At 68.8% G+C, this 24,738-nt stretch carries 20 protein-coding genes; 13 read left to right on the forward strand and 7 right to left on the reverse strand.

From position 1 onward, the window contains the following. Positions 1–61: 61 nt before the first annotated feature. Positions 62–394: an HNH endonuclease gene (locus VHP37_10835; protein HEX2826832.1), complete on the forward strand. Its 333-nt coding sequence runs from the start codon at positions 62–64 to the stop codon at positions 392–394. A 79-nt stretch (positions 395–473) separates the two neighbouring features. Here the strand turns inward: VHP37_10835 and VHP37_10840 are convergent, their stop codons facing one another. Together VHP37_10840 and VHP37_10845 are read right to left on the reverse strand one after the other, a co-directional pair. Continuing rightward, positions 474–1,856 (reverse strand): sensor histidine kinase N-terminal domain-containing protein, encoded by a 1,383-nt coding sequence (locus VHP37_10840; protein HEX2826833.1) that lies wholly within the window; start codon positions 1,854–1,856, stop codon positions 474–476. Beyond that, positions 1,853–2,566 carry a response regulator transcription factor gene (locus VHP37_10845; GenBank protein ID HEX2826834.1) on the reverse strand — a complete coding sequence of 238 codons (714 nt, stop codon included), beginning with the start codon at positions 2,564–2,566 and terminating at the stop codon, positions 1,853–1,855. The genes VHP37_10840 and VHP37_10845 overlap by 4 nt, the downstream gene beginning before the upstream one ends. 41 nt (positions 2,567–2,607) lie before the next feature. Between VHP37_10845 and VHP37_10850 the strand changes: the two genes are divergently transcribed. Genes VHP37_10850 through VHP37_10860 form a run of 3 tightly spaced genes read left to right on the forward strand, consistent with a single transcriptional unit; the run spans position 2,608 to position 8,179 of the window. Further along, entirely contained in the window at positions 2,608–3,882 is a 1,275-nt protein-coding gene (locus VHP37_10850; GenBank protein HEX2826835.1) for a TolC family protein, read from the forward strand. Beyond that, complete coding sequence (locus VHP37_10855) at positions 3,879–5,015, forward strand: efflux RND transporter periplasmic adaptor subunit (protein ID HEX2826836.1); 1,137 nt, start codon at positions 3,879–3,881, stop codon at positions 5,013–5,015. The genes VHP37_10850 and VHP37_10855 overlap by 4 nt, the downstream gene beginning before the upstream one ends. After that, positions 5,012–8,179 (forward strand): CusA/CzcA family heavy metal efflux RND transporter, encoded by a 3,168-nt coding sequence (locus VHP37_10860; GenBank protein HEX2826837.1) that lies wholly within the window; start codon positions 5,012–5,014, stop codon positions 8,177–8,179. Before VHP37_10855 ends, VHP37_10860 begins: the two co-directional genes overlap by 4 nt. Positions 8,180–8,226: 47 nt before the next feature. Here VHP37_10860 and VHP37_10865 read toward each other — a convergent pair whose 3' ends face one another. Together VHP37_10865 and VHP37_10870 are read right to left on the reverse strand one after the other, a co-directional pair. Next, positions 8,227–8,619, reverse strand: coding sequence for a hypothetical protein (locus VHP37_10865; GenBank protein ID HEX2826838.1), 393 nt, complete (start codon positions 8,617–8,619; stop codon positions 8,227–8,229). A gap of 41 nt (positions 8,620–8,660) precedes the next feature. Beyond that, on the reverse strand, positions 8,661–9,818 hold the full coding sequence (locus tag VHP37_10870) for an NAD(P)/FAD-dependent oxidoreductase (protein HEX2826839.1): 1,158 nt from the start codon (positions 9,816–9,818) through the stop codon (positions 8,661–8,663). A 161-nt stretch (positions 9,819–9,979) separates the two neighbouring features. Between VHP37_10870 and VHP37_10875 the strand changes: the two genes are divergently transcribed. The 3 genes from VHP37_10875 (at position 9,980) to VHP37_10885 (ending at position 15,040) form a co-directional block, all read left to right on the forward strand. Beyond that, entirely contained in the window at positions 9,980–10,561 is a 582-nt protein-coding gene (locus tag VHP37_10875; GenBank protein HEX2826840.1) for a hypothetical protein, read from the forward strand. Between the two features lie 59 nt (positions 10,562–10,620). Next, positions 10,621–13,611, forward strand: a complete 2,991-nt coding sequence (locus VHP37_10880) for an ATP-binding protein (GenBank protein HEX2826841.1) — start codon at positions 10,621–10,623, stop codon at positions 13,609–13,611. Positions 13,612–13,849: 238 nt separating this feature from the next. Next, entirely contained in the window at positions 13,850–15,040 is a 1,191-nt protein-coding gene (locus VHP37_10885) for a CoA transferase (protein ID HEX2826842.1), read from the forward strand. 108 nt (positions 15,041–15,148) lie between these two features. Here the strand turns inward: VHP37_10885 and VHP37_10890 are convergent, their stop codons facing one another. Then, positions 15,149–15,685, reverse strand: a complete 537-nt coding sequence (locus VHP37_10890) for a hypothetical protein (protein HEX2826843.1) — start codon at positions 15,683–15,685, stop codon at positions 15,149–15,151. Positions 15,686–15,688: 3 nt separating this feature from the next. On the opposite strand from VHP37_10890, the gene VHP37_10895 reads away from it, so the two are divergent. The 3 genes from VHP37_10895 to VHP37_10905 are packed head-to-tail and all read left to right on the forward strand — an operon-like array spanning position 15,689 to position 17,984. After that, entirely contained in the window at positions 15,689–16,333 is a 645-nt protein-coding gene (locus VHP37_10895; protein ID HEX2826844.1) for a glutathione S-transferase N-terminal domain-containing protein, read from the forward strand. A gap of 9 nt (positions 16,334–16,342) precedes the next feature. Further along, positions 16,343–17,290 carry a hypothetical protein gene (locus VHP37_10900; protein HEX2826845.1) on the forward strand — a complete coding sequence of 316 codons (948 nt, stop codon included), beginning with the start codon at positions 16,343–16,345 and terminating at the stop codon, positions 17,288–17,290. A 58-nt stretch (positions 17,291–17,348) separates the two neighbouring features. Then, complete coding sequence (locus VHP37_10905; protein ID HEX2826846.1) at positions 17,349–17,984, forward strand: CDP-alcohol phosphatidyltransferase family protein; 636 nt, start codon at positions 17,349–17,351, stop codon at positions 17,982–17,984. Here the strand turns inward: VHP37_10905 and VHP37_10910 are convergent. Further along, positions 17,981–18,538, reverse strand: a complete 558-nt coding sequence (locus VHP37_10910) for an SRPBCC family protein (protein HEX2826847.1) — start codon at positions 18,536–18,538, stop codon at positions 17,981–17,983. The genes VHP37_10905 and VHP37_10910 overlap by 4 nt on opposite strands. Positions 18,539–18,632: 94 nt before the next feature. Here VHP37_10910 and VHP37_10915 point away from each other — a divergent pair, with 94 nt between their 5' ends. Next, a complete protein-coding gene (locus tag VHP37_10915) occupies positions 18,633–20,804 on the forward strand; it encodes an ATP-binding protein (GenBank protein HEX2826848.1) in 2,172 nt (723 codons plus the stop codon). Positions 20,805–20,892: 88 nt separating this feature from the next. Next, positions 20,893–22,494, forward strand: coding sequence for an ATP-binding cassette domain-containing protein (locus VHP37_10920; protein ID HEX2826849.1), 1,602 nt, complete (start codon positions 20,893–20,895; stop codon positions 22,492–22,494). A 113-nt stretch (positions 22,495–22,607) separates the two neighbouring features. Here VHP37_10920 and VHP37_10925 read toward each other — a convergent pair whose 3' ends face one another. Beyond that, on the reverse strand, positions 22,608–23,465 hold the full coding sequence (locus VHP37_10925; protein ID HEX2826850.1) for a TauD/TfdA family dioxygenase: 858 nt from the start codon (positions 23,463–23,465) through the stop codon (positions 22,608–22,610). 133 nt (positions 23,466–23,598) lie between these two features. On the opposite strand from VHP37_10925, the gene ydiK reads away from it, so the two are divergent. After that, positions 23,599–24,717, forward strand: a complete 1,119-nt coding sequence (ydiK, locus tag VHP37_10930) for an AI-2E family transporter YdiK (GenBank protein HEX2826851.1) — start codon at positions 23,599–23,601, stop codon at positions 24,715–24,717. Positions 24,718–24,738: the final 21 nt, after the last annotated feature.

Raw genomic sequence — 24,738 nt, forward strand, 5'->3', positions numbered from 1 at the left:
GCGCAGGATGTTCTGGAGCATCTTCGGATTTTTCGCGGCCTTGACGGCCGCCGGCGAAAGCGTGGCTGCGGCGGCCCCCGCCGATACGCGTAGCTTCAAGGCCGAAGTGCTGTTCCGTCTCCAGAACCCGTGTCCGTCCACCGGCGAGACGCGCGGCGAGTGCAGGGGCTACGTCATCGACCGCGTGATCCCGGTGGTGTGCGGCGGCGCCGAAGACCCGTCGAACATGCAGTGGCAGACGCTGGCGCAGGCGCGGGAGAAAGACCGCTGGGAGAAGATCGGCTGCAGGCACGGACGGAAGCTCGTGCTGCCCACGCCGGCAGTGCCCGCGGAAGTGTTTCCGATGGAGGAAGCGCCGACGGCGCCGGAGGTTCAGCCGCTACCGCAGGGCTGAACGGCTACGGGTGAGCGTGCGCCTCGCGATGACAGTCGTTGCGAGGAGCGGAGCGACGAAGCAATCCCGGAGCGTCCGGCTACACCGCGAACCTGACGCGGGCGCGAAGTCCGCGGCCGTTGGCCCCGCTCTCCAGCACGAGCTTGCCCGCGTGCCTGCGCACGATCTCGTTGACGATCGATAGCCCCAGCCCGCAGCCGTCTCCCGAGCTGCCGCGCACGCGGTAGAAGCGCTGCGTCACGCGCTCGCGCTCGCTCTCGGGTATGCCCGGACCGTCGTCTTCGACGTACACCTCCGGCTCGCCGCTCAGCACGCCGACGGTGACGTGCCGCCCCGACGCGCCGTAGCGCAAGGCGTTATCCAGAAGGTTCGCCACCGCTTCGCGCAGCAGTTCCTGGGCGCCGCGCACGAGCACCGGCGCGCCCGCGCCCGCATAGCCGAGGTCGACGCCCGCGGCCACCGCGTCGTCAATGCGCCGCTCGACTTCCTCGCGCGCGATGAGATCGATGTCGACCGGGGCCTCGGTGCTCGGCTCGGCCTTGCCGTTCTCGTCGGCCCTGGCGAGCGTGAGCAACTGATGCAGGGTGCGGCTCATGCGCGCGAGCTCGCGGACCGCGTCGTTGACCGCCGTGGTGTGACGCTCGGGATCTTCCTCGCGCAGCGCGATCTCGAGCTGAACGCGCAAGGTCGCGATCGGCGTGCGCAGCTGGTGGGCGGCATCGGCGATGAACCGCTGGTTGAGCTCGTGCGCGCGCGACAGGTTGTGAATGAGGGTGTTGATCTCCTCCACCAGCGGCTGTACTTCCACGGGAACGTCCGCGCCGGCCGGGATGGGCGAGAGCGGGGCGGCCGCGTGCACGGTGCGGATGTCGCGCACCGCTTTGTTCATCGACGCCATGCCGCTGCCGATCGCGAGCCACGTCACGATCGCCGACACGATCGCGAGGACGATCGACAGCGCGACGCTGATCCACAGCACCTGTGTCGCGAGCGCGTCGCGCTTGTGACGCGTCTCGGCGACTTTCACGATGACCGTCGCGCCGCCGGGCTCGTCAACCGCGACCGCGAGGGCGCGCACGCGGTTGCGCGACTGGATCGACTCGTAATACACCGGATGCTCGGGCGTCGGCTGCATCGGGGGTGCGGCGATGAGGCCGTTGTAGATGAGGCGCTCGCCGCGCTCGGAGATCACTTCGTAATAGAGGCGGTCGACGGTGTCCCACTCGAGGATCTCGCGGGCCCCTTCCGGGAGGTCGATCTCCGAGCGGCCGTTCTCCCACTTCACGCGATTGGCGAGCGAGATCGCGTTGTCGTACAGCCAGTGGTCGAGCACGACCTGCGTGAAGTAGTGCGAGAGCCCGTACGCCGATCCTCCGCCGAGCGCCATGATGAGCACCAGCGGCCCGACGAGGCGCGCGAGCAGCTCGCGCCGTATGCTCGGGGCGGCCGCCGCGCGGCTCATGCGTCGCCTTCCTCGAGGCGGTAGCCGAGCCCGCGCACGCTGCGGATCGTCACGCCTGCGCCGGCGAGCTTGTGCCGCAGGCGGCTCACGTGCACTTCGAGCGCGTTCGGCGCCGACTCGGTCTCGACCGGGAACACCGCGTCGAACAGCGCCTGCTTGCTCACCACCTTGCGCGCCTTGGACAGGAGCTCGTCGAGGATCGCGACCTCGCGCGCGGTGAGATCCACGTCCTCGTCGCCGATCAGCGCGCGCCGCTCGGTCACGTCGAAGCGCAATCCCCCGAGCTGCTTCCAGCCCCCGTGCTCGTCCTTGCGCCGCAGCAGCGCTCGCAGCCGCGCTTCGAGCTCGCCCAGCGCGAAAGGCTTGACGAGATAGTCGTCGGCGCCGGTGTCGAGCCCGCGGATGCGGTCGTTCAGCGCATCGCGCGCCGACAGCACCAGGATCGGGAAGACCACGCGCTGGCTGCGCAGGTCGGCGAGCAGATCGATGCCGTCGCGATCGGGGAGACCGAGATCGAGCACCCCGATGTCGAAGTCCTCGGTGCGTGCGAGGTCGAGCGCGTCGGCCGCGGTCGGCGCGACCGTCACCGCGTAGCTGCTCTGCAGCAGCGCCGCCTCGATGCCGCGCGCCAGCGCCGCGTCGTCCTCGACCAGCAGCAGCCGGTGCGCGCCCTCGACAGGTTCGCGACAGCCTTTATCGTGCGCGGCCACTTAGAATCGCCGTCCGTCTTCTCACGTCTTCATTATCCCAGATGCACGCGTGTCTCCTGCGCCTCGCCGCGGCAGCGCTCATCGCGGTGGTGCTGCCGGCATACGCGGCCTCCCCCGCGGTCGATCCGCGGCGCCTCACGTTCGACCAGGCCCAGGTCCTCATGCTGGAGCGCAACCGCGAGCTGCAGCTCGCGCGGCTCGCGGTCACCGGCGCGGAAGCCGACGTGACGATCGCCGGCGCCGCGCCCAATCCGGTGTTCTCGGTCGGCAACTCGCGGATGGGCTCGGGCAACTCGGACGCCGGTCCGTTCGTGAAGCGCATGGAGCAAAGCGTCGGCGTGAGCCAGCTCTTCGAGCGCGGGAACAAGCGCGAGCTGAGACGCGAGGTCGCGCAGCACACGGCGTCCGCGGTGCGCATCGAGCAGTACGACGTCGCGCGGCAGCAGCGCATCGCGCTCGCCCAGGCCTATTATGATCTGCTGCTCGCGCAGGAGCGCGGCCGCATCGCGGCCGAGACCGCCTCGACTTTCGACAACACGCTCGACGCCGCGCAGCGCCGCGTCAAAGCGGGCGATCTCTCGCGCTCCGATCTTTCGCGCATCACCGTCGACGCGCTGCGCGCGCGCAACGAAGCGCAGGCGATCGCGCTCGAGCGCGACAAGGCGCAGCTCGCGCTCGGATATCTCATCGGCCTGGAGCGCGATGCGAAGCTCATCAACGCCGGCGACGCGTGGCCGCCGCTCCAGTCTCCCGCGACGCCCAACGTCGATCGCATCGTCGACCAGCGCGCCGACGTAAAGGCGGCGCAGGAGCGCGTGCGCGCCGCCGAGCGCAATCGCGACCTCGCGCAGTCCTTACGCACGCGCGACGTCACCGCCGGCGTGCAGTACGACCGCACGCCCAACGACGCGGTGCGCAACAGCGTCGGCTTCACGCTGAGCGTGCCGCTCTTCACGCGCTATTACTACGAAGGCGAGATCCGCCGCGCCGAAGCCGATTACGACGCCGCGGTCGCCTCGGTGGAGCGCGCGCGCGCGACCGCGCTGACCGAGCTCGGCACGGCCGCCGCGACGCTCGACAACGCCGCTCAGCGCGTGCGCCGCTTCCAGGAAGGTTTGCTCAATTCGGCGGAGCAGGCCGCGGCAGGCGCCGAGTTCGCCTATACGCGCGGCGCGATCGGCGTCATGGACCTGCTCGACGCGCGCCGCCAGCTTCACGCACTCAGGCTCGAATCCGCGGCGGCGCTCGCCGATTACGCGCGCGCGGTCGCGGCATGGCGCGCGGCCACCGAGCCTGTTCCCGGGAACATTCAGTGATTCGTACATCGTTCATCGCGTTGTTCAGCGCGGCGATCCTCGCCGCCGCATGCACCAAGGAAGCCGTCCAGGAGAGCGCGCCCGAGCCGGTCGTGCAGGGCGACACCATCACCTTTCCGGCTGCGGACAAGGCCCCGAAGCTCGGCACCGCGCCGGTGCTCGAGGAGCGCGCGCCGGCGCTGCGCCTCAACGGCCGGCTCACGTGGGACGAAGAGCGCACCGTGCGCGTGTTCTCGCCGTTCGCGGGCCGCGTCGCGCGCATCCTCGTCCAGCCGGGCGACCGGGTGAGCAAAGGGCAGACGCTCGCGGTGCTCGGCTCCCCCGAGTTCGGACAGGCGCAGGCCGAGGCGCGGCGCGCCGACACCGACGTGCAGCTCGCGGAGAAGAACCTCCAGCGCCAGAAGGAGCTCGAAAACGCCGGCGTCGCGCCGCGCAAGGATCTCCAGACCGCGGAAGCCGAATTCGAGCGCGCGAAATCCGAGCTCGAGCGCGCGCGCGGGCGCGTGCGGCTGTACGGCAGCAGCGCCAAAGGCGTCGACCAGTCCTTCGCGATCGCCAGCCCGGTCGCCGGCGTCGTCGTCGAGCGCAACATCAATCCCGGGATGGAAGTGCGGCCCGACCAGATGACGTCGAACGCCCCGCCGCTGTTCATCGTCACCGATCCCACGCACCTGTGGGCGCTGCTCGACGCGACCGAGAAGGACCTCGCGGCGGTGCACGTGGGCAAGATCGTCACGGTGCGCACGCCGGTGTACGAGGGTGAGTCGTTCAGGGCGACGCTGGTCAACGTCTCCGACGCGCTCGATCCTGCGACGCGCACCCTGAAGGCGCGCGCGACGCTCGACAACAAGGACCGCAAGCTCAAGGCCGAGATGTTCGTCACCGGCGAGCTCGACACGCAGCAGCCGGTGCGCATCATGCTGCCCGCGAAGGCGGTGTACTTCCAGGGCGGCAAGCACTACGCCTTCACCGAGGAAGGCCCCGGCCGCTACACGCGCCGGGTCGTGAAGATCGGCGACGATCACGACGGCAAGGTCGAGGTCGCCGCAGGTGTTACGCCTGGCCAGAAAGTGGTGATCGACGACGTGCTCATGCTCCAGCAGATGCTGCAGCCGCGGCGCGTTCAGAAATGAGCCAGCGCACCCACTCCAACGCGATCAAGCGCATCGTCTCGTTCGCGCTGAACCAGCCGCTGTTCATCGTGCTGGGGATGATCCTCTTCATCGGCGGCGGCATCGCCGCGTTCAAGAACCTGCCGGTCGAAGCGCTGCCGGACGTGACCGACACCCAGGTGACGGTCATCACGCTCTACCCGGGGCGCGCGGCGGAAGAAGTCGAAAAGCAGGTCACCTTTCCGATCGAGGTCGCGCTCGCGGGCATGCCGAACTCGATCCGCATGTTCTCGCACACCCAGTTCGGGCTGTCGTTCATCATCCTCACCTTCGACGACAAGGCGAACCCGTACTTCGCGCGCCAGCAGGTGCTCGAGCGGTTGCGCGAAGCCGACCTGCCGCCGAACGTGACGCCGCAGCTCGCGCCGTTGTCGACCGCGGTCGGCGAGATCTACCGCTATCGCGTCAAGGGCGCCGGCGTCCCCGATCACGAGCTGCGCACGATCCAGGACTGGACGATCGCGCGGCAGCTGAAGCTCATACCCGGCGTCGCGGACATCGTGAGCTTCGGCGGTTTCATCAAGCAGTACGAGGTGAGCCCCGATCTCGCCAAGCTCAAGTACTACAAGATCAGCCTGCAGCAGCTCTTCTCCGCGCTCGAGCGCGGCAGCTCGAACGCCGGCGGCGGTTACGTCGAGCAGGGCCGCCAGCAGTTCCTCATCCGCGGCATCGGCCTGGTGCGCTCGCCCGAGGAAGTGCTCGACGTGGTCGTGGCCGAGAGGAACGGCGTGCCGGTGCTGGTGCGCCACATCGCGACGCTCTCCATCGGCGCGGTGCCGCGGCAGGGCGTGATCGGCCAGGACGGCGATCCCGACATCACCACCGGTGTCGTGCTCATGCGCCGCGGCGAGAACCCGTCGGTCGTGCTCGAGGCGGTCAAGCAGAAGGTCGACCTCATGAACCGCACGATGCTGCCCAAGGGCGTGCAGATCGTGCCGTACTACGACCGCACGTGGCTGCTCGACAAGACGCTGAAGACGGTTTTTACGAACCTGGTCGAAGGCGCGATGCTGGTGACGCTGATCCTGTTCCTGTTCCTCGGCAACCTGCGCGCGTCGCTGATCGTCGCGTCGATCATCCCGCTGTCGCTGCTGGGCACCTTCCTCGGCCTCACGTTCCTCGGCGTGCCCGCGAACCTGCTCAGCCTCGGCGCGATGGACTTCGGCATCATCGTCGACGGCGCGGTGATCGTGGTCGAGAACATCTTCCGAAGGCTGGGCGAGCATCCGGCCGCGGATCGCAAGCAGCGGCTGAGCACGATCCTCGAAGCGGCGTCCGAGGTCGGGCGGCCGACGCTGTTCTCGATGCTCATCATCATCGCCGCGCACATCCCGATCTTCACGCTCCAGCGCCACGAAGGCCGCATCTTCGCGCCGATGGCGTACTCGGTGACCTCGGCGCTCGTCGCCTCGCTGATCTTCTCGCTCACGCTCGTGCCGTTGCTCTGCCTGGTGCTGATGAAGAAGCGCGTGCCGCACGACGAGAACCGGCTGGTGCTCTGGTGCAAGAAGCTCTACAAGCCCGCGCTCGAGTGGTCGCTCCGCAGGCGCAAGCTGGTCGTCGGCGGCGCGATCGCCACGCTCGCGCTCGCGCTCGCCCTGGTGCCGCGCATCGGCACCGAGTTCCTCCCCGAGCTCAACGAAGGCTCGATCTGGATCAACGTGCCGCTGCATCCCAGCCTGTCGGTCACTGAGGCGCGCGACCAGATGTTCCGCATCCGCAACGCGATCGCGAACATCCCCGAGGTGAACACCATCGTCTACAAGGCGGGGCGTCCCGAGGACGGCACCGATCCCAAGCTCATCTCGATGGCCGAGATCCTCGTCGATCTCAAGCCCGAGTCGGAGTGGAAGCGCAAGACGAGCAAGCAGGAGATCATCCGCGAGATGGACGCGGCGTTCGACAAGCTGCCCGGCGTGCAGGCGAGCTTCTCGCAGCCCATCCGCGACAACATCCTCGAGAGCATCTCGCAGATCGACGGCCAGATCGTGGTGAAGGTCTTCGGCGACGACCTCGGCGTGCTGCGCGACACCGCGGCGCAGGTCATGGGCGCGATCGCCGACGTGCCCGGCCTCGCGCGCGCGATGGTCGATCGCCAGGGCGAGCTGCCGCAGGAGCTCATCGAGATCGACCGCGCGCAGGCGGCGCGCTACGGGCTGAACATCGGCGACATCCAGGACGTGATCGAGACCGCGCTCGGCGGCCGCGAGGCGACGCGCATCTGGGAAGGCGAGCGCAAGTTCGGCGTCGTGGTGCGGCTGAAGCCCGAGGAGCGCTCGCTGACGCAGTTGCGCGACATCCTGCTCACCACGCAGTCGGGCGCGTTCATCCCCTTGAACCAGGTCGCGACGTTCAAGACGATCGGCGGCAGCATGAACATCAGCCGCGAGAACGGCGGGCGCGTGATCGCGATCGGCGTGTTCATCGAAGGCCGCGACATGGGCTCGGTCGTGGCGGACATGCAGAAGCGCGTCGCCGAGCGCGTGAAACTGCCGGCGGGCTACACCATGAGCTGGTCGGGCGAGTTCGAGAACCAGGAGCGCGCGATGTCGCGGCTCGCGGTGATCGTGCCGATCTCGATCCTGCTCATCTTCCTGCTGCTCTTCGACGCGTTCAAATCGTTCCGCGGCGCCTTGCTGATCGTGCTCAACATCCCGTTCGCGCTGATCGGCGGCATCGTCGCGCTGCTCGTCACCGGCATCCCGCTGTCGGTGTCGGCGGCGATCGGCTTCATCGCGCTCTTCGGCCAGGCGGTGCTGAACGGGGTGGTGATGGTGTCGTACTTCAATCAGCTCAAGAGCCAGGGCAAATCGCCCGAGGAGGCGGTGATCGAAGGCTCGCTGGTGCGGCTGCGCACCGTGCTGATGACCGGCCTGCTCGCGATGTGCGGCCTCTTACCGATGGCGTTGTCGCACGACATCGGCTCGGAGACCCAGAAGCCGCTCGCCGTCGTCGTCATCGGCGGTCTCATCTCCGCGACCATCCTCACGCTGATCGTCCTGCCGACGCTCTACGTCATCTTCGAGCGCCGCTATCACCACGGCCACGCGGCCGACCGCCGCAACACGCCGCGCGGCGGCGCGCACGCCCCCATCGGACCGCACTCGCCGCACGACGGCGAGTAGTAAATGGGGTCAGGTCCACATTTCAACGAAATGTGGACCTGACCCCGTTAAAGACGCTGCATCAGCGCTTCGCGGATCGCGTTGTCGCTGTGCATGCCGTCGGTGCGCTGCGCGTAGGCGCAGTGCATCTCCAGCACGCCGTTGTCGAAGGTGAGAAGCATCGCGCCCTTGTCCTTCACGTTCTTGAGCCTGATGAGCTTCAGGCCTTCGCGCACCGCTTCCTTGCCGAGGTCGTCCACGCAGATCGTGCGCAGCGCCATGTTGAGGCGGTGGCACGAGAGGTTGTCGAGGAAGTTGAGTCCCTCGGCGTCGTCGGCGAGGCTGCCCCAGTCGACTTCGTACGGGATCGGCTTGCCGCAGATCTCTTCGATCTCGCGCACCCGATCCGGCAGCGTGACTTCCTGAAGCTCCTTGATCTTGCGTTTTTCCGCGAGTCCCATCGTATCCCCCTTCGGTTGACCGTCAGTTCCACACTTCGCCGCTAGGTATCGTTCCTGCGGGCATAGTCCTCTGCGACGCTGGCGTAGCGGGCGCTCGTCCCTGCGGGATCGAACACCCCTTTGTGATGGAAGTACACGACGCTCGCCGCCGCGCGCAGCGGCCGGGTGTGCAGCAGCAGGTTGAAGAGCGCGTCGCTCTGGAAGCGGTCGAACAGGAAGCGCAGCATGCGCTTGGCGCGGAACTTCGGATACGAGCGCACGAACCAGCCGCTCGGATCTTCGCGACGTCCGCCCAGGTAATCGGCGATCGCATGGCCTGCCGCGAGCCCGTGCTTGAGCGCGGTGTGTATGCCGCCGGCGGTGACCGGCGACACCATGCCCGCCGCGTCGCCGACCAGCAGCACGCGGCTCGCGGCGACCGGGCTCACCGTCCCGCCGCACGGTATCCTGCCGGCGCGCACCGACGCGGGCTGCACGTCGCGCAGGTCGATCACCGGCGCGATCTTCTCCAGAAATCTTTCCAGCGCCGCGACCGCGGGCATGCGCTCGCCGTGCACGCGGTGTGCGAGACCGACCTGCACCGCGCCCGGCGCGGCGGCCACCCAGCCGATGTATCCCGGCGCGAGCCTGCGGTCGACGAAGCAGTGGAGCATGTTCGGCTCGGCAAGCTCCACGCCGGCGTACTCGTGCTCGATGCCGAACAGGAACTGCCGGCTGCGCCCGAGGCCCAGCGTCTTCGCGACGGTCGAAGTCGGACCGTCGGCGCCGACGAGATAGCGAGTGACGCCGTGCTCGCCGAGGTCGAAGCCGCTCTGCACGCGCGCCGCGCTCCTGAATGGCGCGCGATACGCGATGCGTGCGCCGGCTTCCTCGGCGCGCTCGGCGAGCCAGCGCATGACCTGCGGCGTATCCGTGGTGAGGAAGTAATAACCCGGTGCGGAGAGGTCGACGTGGTTGAGGTTCGGCGCGTACAGACGCACGCCCGCCACGCGGCGCACGTGCTGGGCAGGCAGCCGGTCGAGCAGCGCGATCTGGTCGATCGCGTCTTTCACGATGATGCCGGTGGTGTGGAGCTTGTCGCCGGCGTCCGCCTTTTTCTCGAGCACCGTGACGCGCACGCCGGCGCGCGCGAGCGCGGTGGCGCACGCGAGGCCGGCGAAGCTCGCGCCGACGATGGTGCAGTCGTGGTCCGGGGGCATCGCTGAACGGGAAACGGTTTCGCGCGACGCTATCACAGAACGTCGGCGGCGGCCGTGCAGAGATGCACGTCACGCGAGTCACGCCCGCGGCCAGGCACGCCGCCTGCGGCATGGCGTGCGATTTCGAGTGAACGTATGATCCGCGAAACCCGGAGGACGCAGTGGTCCACACACACTACGTAGCGGTCCCGCCGCCCGAAGCGTGGGTCGCGGCGCGGCCGGAACCCGCGGGCGTCGAGCTGATGCTGCCGGAATACCTCGCGGTCGAGGTCGCCGCCGCGAGCGGCGGACGGGACGTCTTCAAGGTGCTCGAAGGCGTCCACGCGGGAAAGACCTTTTCGGTTCCGGCGGGCCGGCTGCGCGCCGGCAATCCCGGCTGGCAGGGACCGGCGCGGCTCGCCTTCAACATCGGCAAGCAGCGTCTGAACTTCCCCGGCGGGCAGGTGCGCGCGAGGACGACCGCGCAACATCCGATCACTCCCGGCACCTATCCGATCCACCTCCCGGATTATCCGCACGACATCGGCGGACAGGGCACGGCGTCGAACGCGCGGAGCTGGTTCTATCTCGGTCGCGGCGTCCCATCGCTGGTCGGCAGCACGGGCTATCTCTCCACGATCCGCGCGAGCGACGGCGGCATCACCGTGGAAGCGGCGGACTGGCCCGCGCTCTACGCGTACCTCATACTCTGCCGCAATACGGACGGTAGAACCCTCGGGTCGATCTCGGTCATTCGCGTCTAGGCGCGCGCCTTGCCGAGGGCTTACCGTCCGGTCCACGTACGGAATACCCGTTGTCCGACTTGCCTGCGAATCTCCCGGAAAGCCCGACACGCGAGCTGCTCGCGACCACCGACTGGTCGCGCACCCCGCTCGGCCCGCGCGACGCGTGGCCGCAGGCGCTGCGCATCGCGGTCGGCATCTGTCTGAACTCGCGCTTTCCCATGTTCGTGTGGTGGGGGCGCGAGCTCATCAACCTCTACAACGACGCGTACGTGCCGACGCTCGGCAAGCGCCATCCCGCCGCGTTCGGACGGCCGGCGCGGCAGTCGTGGGACGACATCTGGGACGTCGTGGGGCCGCAGGCCGAAGCGGTGATGACGCGCGGCGAAGCGACGTGGAACGAGCGCGTGCTGCTCGTCATGGAGCGCCACGGCTATACCGAGAACACCTGGTTCACGTGGTCGTACAGCCCGATCCCCGACGACCGCGGCGGCATCGGCGGGCTCTTCTGCGCGGTCACCGAAGAGACCGGCCGCGTCGAAGCCGAGCGCGAGCGCGACCGGCTGCTGCAGCAGGTGGGCGAGGAGCGCGCGCGTCTCGCCGAAGCGTTCGAGCAGTCGCCGGCGTTCCTCGCCGTCCTCGACGGGCCCGGGCACGTCTTCGAGTTCGCGAACGACCGCTACTACGCGCTCATCGGCCGGCGCGAGATCATCGGCAAGCCGCTGCGCGAGGCCTTGCCGGAAGTGCGGGGACAGGGGTTCTACGAGGTGCTCGATCGGGTCTACGAGACCGGCGAGCCTTTCGTCGGCAACGGCATGCGCCTCATGGTCCAGCGTGAAGGCGGCGGCGCGCTGGCGGAAACCTTCGTCGACTTCGTCTACCGGCCGCTGCGTGGTGCCGACGGGACCGTCGCCGGAATCCTGGCGCACGGCGTCGACGTCACCGAGCGCATGCAGACCGAGGCGCGAGACCGTTTCCTGCTGCTCCTCGAGGAGACGATGCGCTCGCTCACCGATCCCGAGGAGATCACCGCCGCGGGCGCGCGGCTGCTCGCCGAATACCTCGAGGCCGATCGCTGCAATTACGCCGACGTCGAGGCGGACGAGAATACCTTCACGATCGCGGGCGACTACAGCCGCGCCGTGCCGCACGTCAGCGGCCGCTATCGTTTCTCGGACTTCGGCCAGGACATGCTGCGGGCGATGCGCGACGGACGCCCTCACGTCGTCGACGACATCGAAACGCACCGGCCGCCGCTCGGCGATCTCACGCCTTACCGGCAGATGCAGGTGCGCGCCTATGTCTGCGTACCGCTGAGGAAGGGCGGCCGTCTGGTCGCGGTGATGGCCGTGAACCAGACGACGCCGCGCGACTGGACGCGCGCGCAGGTCGAGCTCGTGCTGCACGTCGCGAACCGCTGCTGGGAATCGATCGAGCGCGCGCGCGTCGAGCGCACGCTGCGCGTGAGCGAAGGGCGCTTTCGCCAGCTCGCGGACGCGATGCCGCAGATCGTCTTCACCGCCAAGCCGGACGGGGAGGTCGATTACTTCAACCGCCAGTGGTACGAGTACACCGGGCTGGTCGAGGGCAGCGTCGGCTTCGAGAGCTGGAAGCACGTGCATACGGCGGAAGGCCTGGAGCGCGTGATGCAGGTGTGGCCGGACGCGCTGCGCACCGGAACGCCGTACGAGATCGAATACCCGCTGCGCCGTCACGACGGTGTCTATCGCTGGCACCTCGGGCGTGCGCTGCCGATCAAGGATGCGGCGGGACGGGTCGTCCGCTGGTTCGGCACGAATACCGACATCCACGACCGCAAGCAGATGGAAGACGCGCTCGCGCAGGCGCTCGAAGCCGAGCAGGCGGCGCGCTCCGACGCCGAGCGCGCGAGCCGGATGAAGGACGAGTTCCTCGCCACGCTCTCGCACGAGCTGCGCACGCCGCTCAACGCGATCCTCGGCTGGGCGCAGATCATCCGCATGAAGGCCGAGCTACCAAACGAGCTCAGGCGCGGTGTCGACACGATCGAGCGCAACGCGCGCGCGCAGGCGCAGATCATCGACGACCTGCTCGACATGAGCGCCATCATCTCGGGCAAGGTCAGGCTCTCGGTGCACCGCGTCGATTTCGCCGCGCTCGTGCAGTCGGCGATCGAGACGGTGCGGCCGACTGCCGAAGCGAGGCAGATCGCCCTGTTGCCGCCGGCGATACCGGGCGGCGGGCTCGACGTCACCGGCGATGCGAGCCGGCTCCAGCAGGTGTCATGGAACCTTCTCTCCAACGCGATCAAGTTCACGCCCGAAGGCGGCACGGTGACGATCGCGCTGCGCCGCATCGACGGGCACGTCGAGCTCGCAGTGAGCGACACCGGCGAAGGCATCGCGCCCGAATTCCTGCCGCATGTCTTCGACCGCTTTCGCCAGGCGGACGCGACGACGACGCGGCGGTACGGCGGCCTGGGACTGGGACTCGCGATCGTCAAGCAGCTCGTCGAGCTCCACGGCGGCGAGGTGCGCGCGGAGAGCGCAGGCGCGGGGCGCGGCTCGACGTTCGTGGTGAAGCTGCCGCTGCGTACGGTCACGCTCGTGCCGGAGACGAGGCCCGCGGGGGTGCACGGCCGCGAACGGACCGCGAGCTTCGAGGAGCACTGCGCGCAGCTCGACGGTCTCGCGGTGCTCGTCGTCGACGACGAGCCCGACTCGCGCGAGCTGGTGAAGCGCCTGCTCGAGGAGTGCCGCGCGCGCGTCACCACGGCCGACAGCGCGCGTGCGGCGCTGGGACTGATGGCCGAGCGGGTCTTCGACGTGCTGGTGAGCGACATCGGCATGCCCGGCGCCGACGGTTACGAGCTGATGCGCAGCGTGCGCGCCCTCGAGGGGGCGCGTGCGCGCATTCCGGCGCTCGCGCTGACGGCATACGCCCGGCCCGACGACCGCGATCGGGCGATCGCCGCGGGCTTCCAGATGCATCTCGCCAAACCGGTCGAGCCCGCGGCGCTCGTCGCGATCGTGGCGACGCTGGGGGCGCGGGAGAAACAAGGTCAAAATGGATTCCCGCTTGCGCGGGAATGACGGCGGGTGCTTGCGCGGGAATGACGGCGGGTGCTTGCGCGGGAATGACGGTGGTGCTTGCGCGGGAATGACGGTGGTGCTTGCGCGGGAATGACGGTGGTGCTTGCGCGGGAATGACGGCGGTGCTTGCGCGGGGATGACGGCGGTGCTTGCGCGGGAATGACGGCGGTGCTTACGCGGGGATGACGTGCGGGCTAAAATCCGCCGGTTCCCGCAAACCACCCCGCAGGATTCCCGCATGCTCCCCCTGGAAGACGTCAAGGTCCTCGATTTAACGCACGCGCTCGCCGGTCCGTTCTGCAGCACCATGCTCGCCGATTTCGGCGCGCAGGTGATCAAGGTCGAGCCGCCGGGCCACGGCGACATCGCGCGCGGCTGGGGCGCGCCGCTGCCGGGCGGCGAGACCGCCTATTTCGTCAGCCTGCACCGCCACAAGCGCGGCATCGTCATCGACTTCAAGAAGCCCGAAGGCAAGGCGCTCTTCTTCAAGCTCGTCGAGCAGTCCGACGTCGTGCTCGAGAACTATCGCGTCGGCGCGCTCGAGAAGCTCGGCCTCGGTTACGAGGAGGCGAAGAAGCGCAATCCCGGGATCATCTACGGGTCGATCTCGGGTTTCGGCCAGGACGGACCCTATCGCGAGCGCGCCGCGCTCGACCTCATCCTGCAGGCCGAGAGCGGCATGATCAGCGTCACCGGCGAGCCGGGCAGCAGCGGCACCAAGTGCGGCGTGTCGATCGCCGACATGACCGCGGGCATGTATTGCGCGTACGCGGTGATGGTCGCGCTGCGCGCCAAGGACAAGACCGGCGAAGGCCAGCAGATCGACATCTCGATGATGGAAGGTCAGCTCGCGCTGCTCGGCACCACCGTGGCGAACTACTTCGCCAACGGCATCGTCCCGAAGCCGCTCGGCACGCAGTATTCGGTGGTCGTGCCGTACCAGACGTTCCATACCAGGACGCGCGACCTCGCGCTCGCGATCGCGGGCGAGAAGCTCTGGCGCAAGTTCTGTCCGGTGATCGGCCTGCCGCAGCTCCTCGAGGATCCGCGCTACGTGAACACCGTCGAGCGCAGCAAGCACCGCGAGTCGCTGATCGCGACGCTGCAGGAAGCGTTCATGGAGAAGTCGTACGAGGAATGGGAGAAGCTCCTGCTGGAGAATGACATTCCCACCGGCGCGATCAACAACCTCGCGCAGGTCGTCGAGCATCCGCAGACCAAGGCGCGCGGCTCGTTCGCCGAAGTGAACCATCCGAGCGTGGGCAACGTGAAGGTGGTGAGAAGCCCGGTGCGCATGTCGAAGACCCCCCCGAAGGCGCCGTCGCCGTCGCCGACGCTGGGCCAGCACACCAGGGAAGTGCTGAGCGAGGTGCTGGGTCTTTCGGAAAGCGAGATTTCCAGGCTCGCCGCGGCGGGCGTGCTGGGTTAGCCGTCATTGCGAGGAGCGCAACGACGAAGCGATCTCGGAGCGTCCGGGGGGGGCCGTGCGCCACGGGATCGCGTCGGCGTTCCTGCCGGAGCCGCCTCGCGATGACCGCTAGCGCCGCGGTTTGAGGACGATCGGCACGCTGGCGTTTTTCGTCGACGCGGTGCCGACGAGCTCCCCGGCGTCCGCCAGGGTCACCGTCACATCCGCGCCGTTAGAATCCTGCCACGTCAGCCGGCCGTTCTGCAGGGTGACCACACTGTCGGCGCGCTCGTTGGTCGAGTAGCTGACGACTTCGGCGAGCAGCGTCTCGCGGCGCGCGCGGAACGTCGTGCGATACGAGTACGATTTGCCGGGAACGGACGCCGCGCCTTCCCATGGCGAGTTCCAGACCAGCACTTCCCTGAGCTCGCTTTCGGTCAGCGCCGAGGCCGGCTTGTTGGGTACCTGGGCGACAGCCGTCCCGCTGCCCGAAAATAGCAACGCGGCCGCTGCGGCGGTAAGCGTGGTGGACAAGCGCATGGTGAGCTGCCGGAAACCCTCTACTCGCGTGAGCGGGGAGATTACGCTGAATTCCGGCCTGAATCCGCGCAGCTTTACGCACATCGTCCACGATGCCGCTTCGGCGCCGCGCCATGAGGAGGACATCCATTGAAGCTCACGCTGTACTACGGGCCGCTCACCTGCGCGCTCGTGCCGTATGTGACCCTGACCGAGGCGGGCGCCGAGTTCTCGGTCGAGAATCTCGACACGCGCACGAACCAGCATCGCACGGCGGCCTTTCTCGCGCTCAATCCGAAGCACAAGGTGCCGGTGCTCGTCGCGGACGGCGAGCCGCTCACCGAGAATGTCGCGATCCAGATCTGGATCGCACGGCAGTTCCCGCACGCGAAGCTGCTTCCGGCCGATCCGTGGCAGCAGATCCAGGCGATCTCGCGCATGGCATGGTTCGCCTCGACTGTCCACCCGCACCTGACGCCGAACGCGCGGCCGGAGAACTATTGCGATCTGCCCGGTTCAGAAGAAAGCGTAAGACGCGTCGGGAACCGGCTGCTGTTCGAGGATTTCTCGATCGCCGAGCGCATGCTCGACGGCCGCGAGTGGTTCTTCGAGCACTACACCGCGGTGGACGCGTATTTTTTCTGGTGTTTCAGGCGTGCCGCCAGCTTCGACCTCGACCTTTCCGGCTTTCCCCACTGCCGCTCGCACTTCGAGCGCGTCGGCGCGCGTGCGAGCGTCCGGCGCGTGCTGGAGCACGAACGCGCGGTGCGCGCCGCGTTCGCCGCGGGCCGCTGACGCGATGGAATGGAGGCCCGGCGCGTGGCGATGAGCGGTTATTTCGCGCCGCCGTCATCGGGCGCCCGCGCAGGCGTCACGATCCCGCGCATCTGGATCACGATCGCGCTGTCGATCCTCGTGCACGCGCTGCTGCTGTGGCAGGTGAACCCCAGGCTGCACAGCGGGCCCGCCGACGATGCGGTGCGGCCGGACGAAGGCAAAGGGCCCCTGAACATCGTGATCCTCCCGCCGGCGCGGCCGCGCCCGCCGGTGGTGGCGCAGCGTCCGCGCCCGCCCGCGCCGCCACGCGCGGCGCCGGTTCCGCGTCCGCCGCGCGAAACGCCGCCGCCGCGCGTCGCCCCCAGGCCGCCGCCGCCGCCGCCGGTCATCGCGCGCAGCGCTCCGGCCGAAGCGCCGGTGCGCGTGGCCCCGCCGCCGCCGCCCGCGGCCGTGCCGCGCGAGGACTTCGCGGCCGCGCTCGAGGCGCGCCGCCGCGCCCGCGGCGAGACGATGAGCCCTGCGCCGCCGCCCGGGCCCGCCGCCGCGGTCGCACCGCCCGCACCCCCGGCCGAGAGCGCGAACGAGCGTGCGAACCGCCTCGCCGCGCTCAATCTCGGCACCGGCAACAAGCCGACCTATGGCAAGCGACCTCCCGGCGGAGGCGTGTTCCAGATCGAGACGCGCAGCTACGACTACGCGAGATACGCCTTCTACGGCTGGAACAGGGACATACGCCGTGACGCGCTCCAGACCATCGAGGTGCGCAAGGGGAATGCGCCCGACATCCGCGTCGCCATCGTGCGCAGCATGATCGACGTCATCCGCCGCGACTACGACGAGCAGGACTTCACCTGGGAAAGCCGCTCCGGCAGGATCGTGACCCTGTCGGCGCGGCGGCGAGATCAGGCGGGGCTGGAAGCGTATCTGATCAGCGAGTTTTTCCCCGACGACCGCAGACCGATCGGAGCGCAGTAGCGCGCGGCGGTCTGGGGATTGCTGAAGGGGCACGAACGAACAGGAGTTCACAACGAGCATGAGCGCACCCGCGGCCCGCAAGCATTTCTCGATGATCCGGGGGTTTCACCTCGCGGACCTCTTCACCCTCGCCAACGCCGGCTGCGGCGTGGCGGGGGTGTTCCTGGCCATGGCCTACGTCGCGACGCAGTCGATCGGCATGTTCTACGCCGCGGCGGCGATGGCGCCCGCGGCCTTCCTCTTCGACGTCTTCGACGGGCGCATCGCGCGCTGGCGCCAGACCCATTCGGCGATGGGCCGCGAGCTCGACTCGCTGGCGGACGTGATCTCGTTCGGCGTCGCCCCGGCGGCGCTCGCGTTCGCGGCCGGCATGCACGGCGGGTGGGACTGGGTCGTCCTCATCTACTTCGTGTGCTGCGGCGTGAGCCGGCTCGCGCGCTACAACGTGACCGCCGAGCAGCTCGCGGAAGGCAGCGAAAGCGGGAAGGTGAAATACTTCGAAGGCACGCCGATCCCGACGAGCGTGGTGCTCACCGGCGTGCTCGCCTACGCGGCGTCGCAGGGAAGGCTGGGCGATGCGCTCTACTGGGGGGCGCTCGACCTCGGGCCGGCGGTGCTGCACCCGCTGGCGCTGCTCTTCGGGCTGTCCGGGACCCTGATGATCAGCAAGACGCTGCGGATACCCAAACCCTAGCGGTTCGCGACGTGCTCGCGGCGGAGGATCTCCGCGCGCAGCTGCCTGAACCGCTCCTCGGTGTGCTTCCTGATCGTCGATTCGCCCGCGAAAGCGGCGAGCGCCGAATCCGGAACGGTCTGCGCGCGGTAGACGACCCGCGTGCCGCCCGATTCGGGGACGAGCCGCATCTCGGCGTCGTATTTCCTGAACGAGCCGCTGACGATGTGCGACTCGGTGCGCGTGGGCTCGATGTGCTTCACGTCGCGCACGGTGTCGATCGGGATCGAGAACGGGCCGAACTTCACCTGGTCGCGCTGGGCGACGCGCAGCGTGTCGCCCGAGCGGGCGATCACCCTGGCGCTCTGTACTTCGCGCATGTACTCCGGCGTGCGCTCGTAGTCGGTGATCACGTCCCATACCCGCTGCTGGGACGCCGGGACGAAGAACGAGACCGTCGTGCGCACTTCCTGGTCGACGATCTGCACCTTCACGTCGACGTCGTTCGGCGCCGCCAGGGTGGGGGAGGCGATCGCAGCCGCGGCTGCGAAGACGAAAGCGGTGACGGTACGCATGGTGCTGACACCCGGTAAGACTCACGTGGCAGGTGCAACGCGTGTACCCAAAGACGTGACCTGACGCTCCGCACCCGCATGGGATAATCGATCGATGCCCCGGGCTCTCCTACGCAACCCGTCGCTCAAGGCACGACTGCTCGGGATCGCCCTCGCGGCGATGTTGCCGGTGGCCGTGGTGTCGCTGGCGATCGTCGCGCGCAACGCGCAGTCGCAGCGCGCCGACCTCGAGCGCTCGGCGCTGGAGACGGTGCGCGCGCTGTCGACCGCGGTCGATACCGAGATCAACGCGTCCCGCGCCGCGCTCGAGATCCTCGCCACCTCCCAGCCGCTCGCCGAGAACGACCTTCAGTCCTTCTACGGCCGCGCGCGCAGCGCGCTCCAGCGCCGCCAGGAATGGGACAACGTCACCCTGCTCGACGCGACCGGACAGCAGCTCCTCAACCTGCGCAGGCCCTTCGGCACGCCGCTGCCGCGCGCCGGCGATACCGAGACGTTGAGCGAGGTGCTGCGCACCGGCAAGCCGATCGTGAGCAACCTGGTGCCGGCTCCGCTCACGAACGTGCGGCGGTTCGTCGTGCGCGTGCCGGTGTTCCAGGGCGGACGCATCGTCTACGTCCTCAACGCCAGCACCAAGCCGGACGTGATGAGCGGGCTGCTGGCGCGGCAGCGTTTTCCGGCCGGCGCGGTCGTCGCGATCGCCGATTCGAGGGGCACGGTCATCGCGCGCTCGCGGGCGCACGACGAGAGTTACGGCAAGCCGGTCTCCGACACGCTCCTCGCGTTCATGGCGGGCAAGCCGCACGGCTTCGGCATCACGACGACCCTCGAAGGCAGCGAGGTCTATACCGCGTTCCTGCGCTCCCACATGACCGGCTGGGTGGTCGCGATGGGCGTGCCGCGCTCGGCGATCGACAACCCGATCGCCGCGTCGTATGCGCTGCTCGCGGCGGTGATCGTGCTTTCGCTGGCGGCCGGCATCGCCGGTGCGCTCTTCGTCTCGCGCACCGTCACGCGGCCGATGGCGTGGCTCGGCGACGTCGCGCGCGGCTGGCGCCGCGGGCAGGTGCCCGAGGTGCCGCCGATCGCCATCCCCGAGCTGCGCGAAGCGGCGGAGGCGCTCGTCGCCGCGCAGGCCGAGCGCGAGCGCCTGCTGCAGAGCGAGCGCGAAGCGCGCGCGGCCGCGGAAGAAGGCAGCCGCTCCAAGGACGAGTTCCTCGCGATGCTCGGCCACGAGCTGCGCAACCCGCTCGCTGCGATCACGGCGGCGGTGGCCGTGATCGACAAGACCGGCGGCGCGAGCCACCCGGCGGCGGGCGCTGCGACCGGCATCATCCGGCGCCAGTCGCGCCATCTCGCGCGGCTCCTGGACGATCTGCTCGACGTCGGACGCGTCATGACCGGGAAGATCCTGCTCGACCGTCTGAACGTCGACCTGGCGCTGATCGCGCGCCGCGCGGTCGCCGCGATCCAGGCGACGCGCGCGGAGTGCCAGCAGATCGAGCTGGTGCTGACGCCGTCGTGGGTGCACGCCGACCAGAGCCGCATGGAGCAGATCGTGACCAACCTGCTCACCAACGCGTGCAAGTACACGCCGCTCGACGGACGCATCACGGTGTCGGTGGCGAGCGAAAGCGGTCACGCCGTGCTGCGCGTGGCCGACACCGGGCTGGGGCTGGAGCCCGATCTGCTGCCGCGGGTGTTCGACCTCTTCGTGCAGGGGCGGCGCACGCTCGATCGCGCCGACGGCGGCCTGGGGATCGGGCTCACGCTGGTGAGGCGGCTGGTCGAGCTGCACGGCGGCAGCGTCGCCGCGCGCAGCGCAGGCGCGGGCAAAGGCAGCGAGTTCGAGGTGCGGCTGCCGGAGATCGCGGCGCCGGAGGAGGCCGAAGGCGCCGGGGCGCCGGCGCAATCGACGCCGCGCGACGTCCTCGTCGTCGAGGACAACGCCGACGCGCGCGAGATGCTGAAGACCCTGCTCGCGCTGGCCGGCCACCGGGTGCACGAAGCTTCCGACGGCCCGAGCGGAGTGCGGCTGGCGCTGGAGATCAGGCCCGACGTCGCGCTCGTCGACATCGGCCTGCCGGGTTTCGATGGGTACGAGGTGGCGAGCCGCATCCGCGCCGCGCTCGACGGCACGATCCGGCTGGTGGCGCTGACCGGCTACGGCCTGCCCGAGGACGAGCGGCGCGCGAAGGAAGCCGGGTTCGACGACCACGTGGTCAAACCCATCGACGAGGGCAGGCTCGCGCAGCTTCTGGGCTGAAACGGGCGAAGGCGCGCCGGGCGCGGCGCTCGAGTACTGCGTAGAATCGCGCCCTTTGCGCGCCCCCTCCGCGCGCGGCGACTTCCCCATGATCCGCCTCTCCCAGGTGACGCTCGTACGCGGCGCCAAAGTCCTGCTCGACGCGGCCGACGTCGCCCTCAATCCCGGCGACAAGATCGGCCTCATCGGCGCGAACGGCGCGGGCAAATCGAGCCTGTTCGCGATGCTTCGCGGCGAGCTGCACGCCGACAAGGGCGAGTTCGATTACCCCGCGAGCTGGCGCGTCGCGCACGTGGCGCAGGAGACGCCGCCGCTCGAGCGCAGCGCGATCGACTACGCGATCGACGGCGACACCACGCTGCGCCGCCTCGAAGCCGAGCTGGCCGCGGCGGAAGCGGCGGACGACGGCATGCGCATCGGTGAGGTCTACGCCGCGCTGGGCGACGCCGACGCGTACACGGTGCGCTCGCGCGCCGAGCAACTGCTCTACGGGCTCGGTTTCTCGCACGAGCAGATGGACGAGCCGGTGGCGAGCTTCTCGGGCGGCTGGCGCATGCGGCTCAACCTCGCGCAGGCGCTGATGTGCCCGTCCGACCTGCTGCTGCTCGACGAGCCGACCAACCACCTCGATCTCGACGCCATCCTGTGGGTGGAGGAATGGCTCAAACGCTACCGCGGCACGCTCGTCATCGTGTCGCACGACCGCGATTTCCTCGACGGCGTGGTGAACGTGATCGTCCACATCGATGCGAAGAAGCTCAAGCGCTACGGCGGCAACTACTCGAGCTTCGAGCGCCAGCGCGCGGCGGCAGTCGTGCTCGCCGCGGGCCAGATCGAGAAGCAGCAGCGCGAGCGCGCGCATCTCGAGTCGTTCATCGAGCGCTTCCGCGCCAAGGCGAGCAAGGCGAAGCAGGCGCAAAGCCGCATGAAGATGCTGGCGAAGATGGAAGAGGTCGCGCCGCTGCACGTCACCGCGCCGTTCTCGTTCGAGTTCCGCGATCCGCTGCGGGCGCCCGATCCGCTGCTCGTGCTCGATCGCGTCGACGCGGGCTATCGCCTGCCCGACGGCAGCGAGAAGGTGATCGTGCGCGACATCGGTTTCTCGCTGCAGAGCGGGCAGCGCTACGGGCTGCTCGGCATCAACGGCGCGGGCAAGTCGACGCTCATCAAGACCATCGCGGGCGAGCTCGCGCCGCTGTCCGGCGTCGCGCACTTCAACAAGGGCCTCGCGGTGGGCTACTTCGCGCAGCACCAGGTCGAGATGCTGCGCGACGACGAATCGCCGCTCTGGCACTTCCAGCGCATGACCACGCGGGTTCGCGACCAGGATCTGCGAAGCTTCCTCGGCCAGTTCAACTTCGCGGGCGACATGGCGATCCGGCCCATCACCCATTTCTCGGGCGGGGAGAAAGCGCGGCTCGCGCTGGCGATGATCGTGTGGCAGCGGCCCAACCTGCTGCTGCTCGACGAGCCCACCAACCACCTCGATCTCGAGACGCGCGACGCGCTGACGGTCGCGCTCGCGCAGTTCGAAGGCACGCTCGTGCTGGTGTCTCACGACCGGCACCTGCTGCGCGCGACGACCGAGCAGTTCCTGATCGTCGCCGACGGGACGCTGCAGCCGTTCGACGGCGACCTGGACGACTACCGCGACTGGCTGTTTAAAACGAAGCTTGCTGCTGCCGCGTAGCGGATTGTCATCGCGAGGAGCGTAGCGACGCCGCGATCCCGTGGCGCACGTAAACGGACGTTCCGGGATTGCTTCGTCGCTCCCGCTCCTCGCAATGACGCCTTCGGTAATTCCTAGACCGGCACTTCGGGACCCACGGTCAGCCGCCTCATCTGTCGCCTGGACCCGTGATAGTCGTTCACCGCGTTGTGCAGGCAGGTCCGGTTGTCCCAGATCGTGAGCTGGCCCGGCTCCCAGCGCACGCGGCAGCTGAACTCGGGCTCGATGCAGTGATCGTTGAGGAACTTGATGAGCGGCTTGCTCTCTTCCTCGGTGAAACCGTCGAAGCGGATGGTGTGCAGGTACGACAGATACAGCGACTTGCGGCCGGTGTCCGGATGCGTGCGCACGATCGGGTGGCGCGATTCGAACGCGGTCGCGCGGTCGACGTTGGTCGCGGTCATGCTGCCGATGCGCGACAGGTGCGCGGCGCGGTCGCCGCCTTTCTTGTTCTTGAGGCCGCCGCTCGACACGCCGATCAGCGGGTCGATCATCTTCTTCATGCCGTCCGAGAGCGCGTCGTAGGCCGCCGAGGTGTTCACGTACAGGGTGTCGCCGCCGCGCGGCGGCGTCTCGACCGCGTAGAGCATCGTCGCCCGCGGCGGTTTCTCCAGATACATCGTGTCGGTGTGCCAGTCGGCGCCGAAGTTCTCGCGCTCGTGCTTCTCCTTGATCACCTCGGTGATGAACGGAAAACCTTCCATGCCTTTGGCGAAGGGGTAGTAGCACGGCTCGCCGAACTTCGCCCCGATGCGCATCATGTCCTCGGGCGCGAGGTCCTGGCCGCGCACCGCGATCACGTGGAACTCGAGAAATGCCTGCCGCAGCTCCAGCCACATCGGGCTGTCGTCGCGGTCCTTGAGGTTAGCGCCGTAGATCTCGGCGCCGAGCGCGCCCGCGATCGGGCGCACGTCCATGGTCTGGTAGGTCACGCAGTCTCCTCCTTCGTGGAAGGGTCAGTATAAATCGTGATCGATGAAGCGTGACGGGCCCCGCAGGTAGAATCCCGGCTCACAACTTGCACCGCCGTCCAACCCATGAACACGCCGCGCAGCGCCCTCACCGATGGACGAACCTGACATCACCGCACGCCGTGCGGCGACACCGCCGGCGCCGCTGACCGCAACGGTGAGACACGACCTGCCGCGCACCACGTTCGCAGTGCTCTTCATGGTCGGCCTCATCGCGGCGTGCTTCTGGATCCTGCGGCCTTTCCTTCCCGCGCTGCTGTGGTCGGCGATGATCGTCGTCGCGACGTGGCCGCTCATGCTCAACGTCCAGCGCAAGCTGTGGAACAAGCGCTGGCTCGCGGTGACCGCGATGACGACGGGGCTGGTGCTCGCGTTCGTCATTCCGTTCACGCTGGCGATCACCACGCTCGTGCAGAACGCCGACGAGATCTCGGGCTGGGTCGGCTCGATCAGCAAGGCCGAGCTGCCGCAGCTTCCGCACTGGGTGAAAGGCGTCCCGTTCGCCGGGCCGAAGATCGACGCCTCGTACAGCGAGATCGCGACCTACGGTCCCGAGGAGCTGACGGCGAAGCTCGAGCCGTATGCGCGCAGCGTCGCCACGTGGTTCGTGTCCGAAGTCGGCAGCTTCGGGATGGTGGCGCTCACGTTCCTGCTCACGCTCATCATCTCCGCGATCCTCTACGCGTATGGCGAACAGGCGGCGCTGGGCTTGCGCCTGTTCTTCAGGCGCGTCGCCGGCGCGCGCGGCGAAGAGGTGGTCGAGCTGTCGGGGCAGGCGATCCGCGGCGTCGCGTTCGGCGTGGTCGTCACCGCGCTCGTGCAGAGCGTCATGGGCGGCATCGGTCTCGCGCTCGCCGGCATTCCCCTCGTCGGCCTGCTGACCGCGCTGATGTTCATCCTCGCCGTCGCGCAGATCGGCGCCGCGCCCATCATCTTCGCCGCGGCCGCGTGGCTGTGGTGGCAGGACAGCACCGGCTGGGCGATCGGCGTCGCGGTGTGGGCGATCATCGTCGGCAGCATGGACAACATCCTCCGTCCGGTGCTCATACGCCGCGGCGGACACCTGCCGCTGCTGCTGGTGTTCGCCGGTGTGATCGGAGGCCTCGTTGCTTTCGGGCTGGTCGGGATTTTTGTAGGCCCGCTGGTGCTCGCTGTCGGCTATCGACTCGTGGAAGCCTGGGTCAAGGAAGCTTCCACTCCTCCAGTGGTTTAGTGCTCGTCATTCCGGACCCGC

It is taken from the genome of Burkholderiales bacterium, from assembly GCA_036262035.1.
Taxonomy (GTDB): domain Bacteria; phylum Pseudomonadota; class Gammaproteobacteria; order Burkholderiales; family SG8-41; genus JAQGMV01.

Excerpts from the sequence above, each read along its gene's own strand:
- VHP37_10840 (HEX2826833.1), bottom strand. The coding sequence starts at position 1,856 with ATGAGCCGCGCGGCGGCCGCCCCGAGCATACGGCGCGAGCTGCTCGCG.
- VHP37_10850 (HEX2826835.1), top strand. The coding sequence starts at position 2,608 with ATGCACGCGTGTCTCCTGCGCCTCGCCGCGGCAGCGCTCATCGCGGTG.
- VHP37_10860 (HEX2826837.1), top strand. The coding sequence starts at position 5,012 with ATGAGCCAGCGCACCCACTCCAACGCGATCAAGCGCATCGTCTCGTTC.
- VHP37_10865 (HEX2826838.1), bottom strand. The coding sequence starts at position 8,619 with ATGGGACTCGCGGAAAAACGCAAGATCAAGGAGCTTCAGGAAGTCACG.
- VHP37_10870 (HEX2826839.1), bottom strand. The coding sequence starts at position 9,818 with ATGCCCCCGGACCACGACTGCACCATCGTCGGCGCGAGCTTCGCCGGC.
- VHP37_10885 (HEX2826842.1), top strand. The coding sequence starts at position 13,850 with ATGCTCCCCCTGGAAGACGTCAAGGTCCTCGATTTAACGCACGCGCTC.
- VHP37_10890 (HEX2826843.1), bottom strand. The coding sequence starts at position 15,685 with ATGTCCTCCTCATGGCGCGGCGCCGAAGCGGCATCGTGGACGATGTGC.
- VHP37_10900 (HEX2826845.1), top strand. The coding sequence starts at position 16,343 with ATGGAGGCCCGGCGCGTGGCGATGAGCGGTTATTTCGCGCCGCCGTCA.
- VHP37_10905 (HEX2826846.1), top strand. The coding sequence starts at position 17,349 with ATGAGCGCACCCGCGGCCCGCAAGCATTTCTCGATGATCCGGGGGTTT.
- VHP37_10910 (HEX2826847.1), bottom strand. The coding sequence starts at position 18,538 with ATGCGTACCGTCACCGCTTTCGTCTTCGCAGCCGCGGCTGCGATCGCC.
- VHP37_10915 (HEX2826848.1), top strand. The coding sequence starts at position 18,633 with ATGCCCCGGGCTCTCCTACGCAACCCGTCGCTCAAGGCACGACTGCTC.
- VHP37_10920 (HEX2826849.1), top strand. The coding sequence starts at position 20,893 with ATGATCCGCCTCTCCCAGGTGACGCTCGTACGCGGCGCCAAAGTCCTG.
- ydiK (HEX2826851.1), top strand. The coding sequence starts at position 23,599 with ATGGACGAACCTGACATCACCGCACGCCGTGCGGCGACACCGCCGGCG.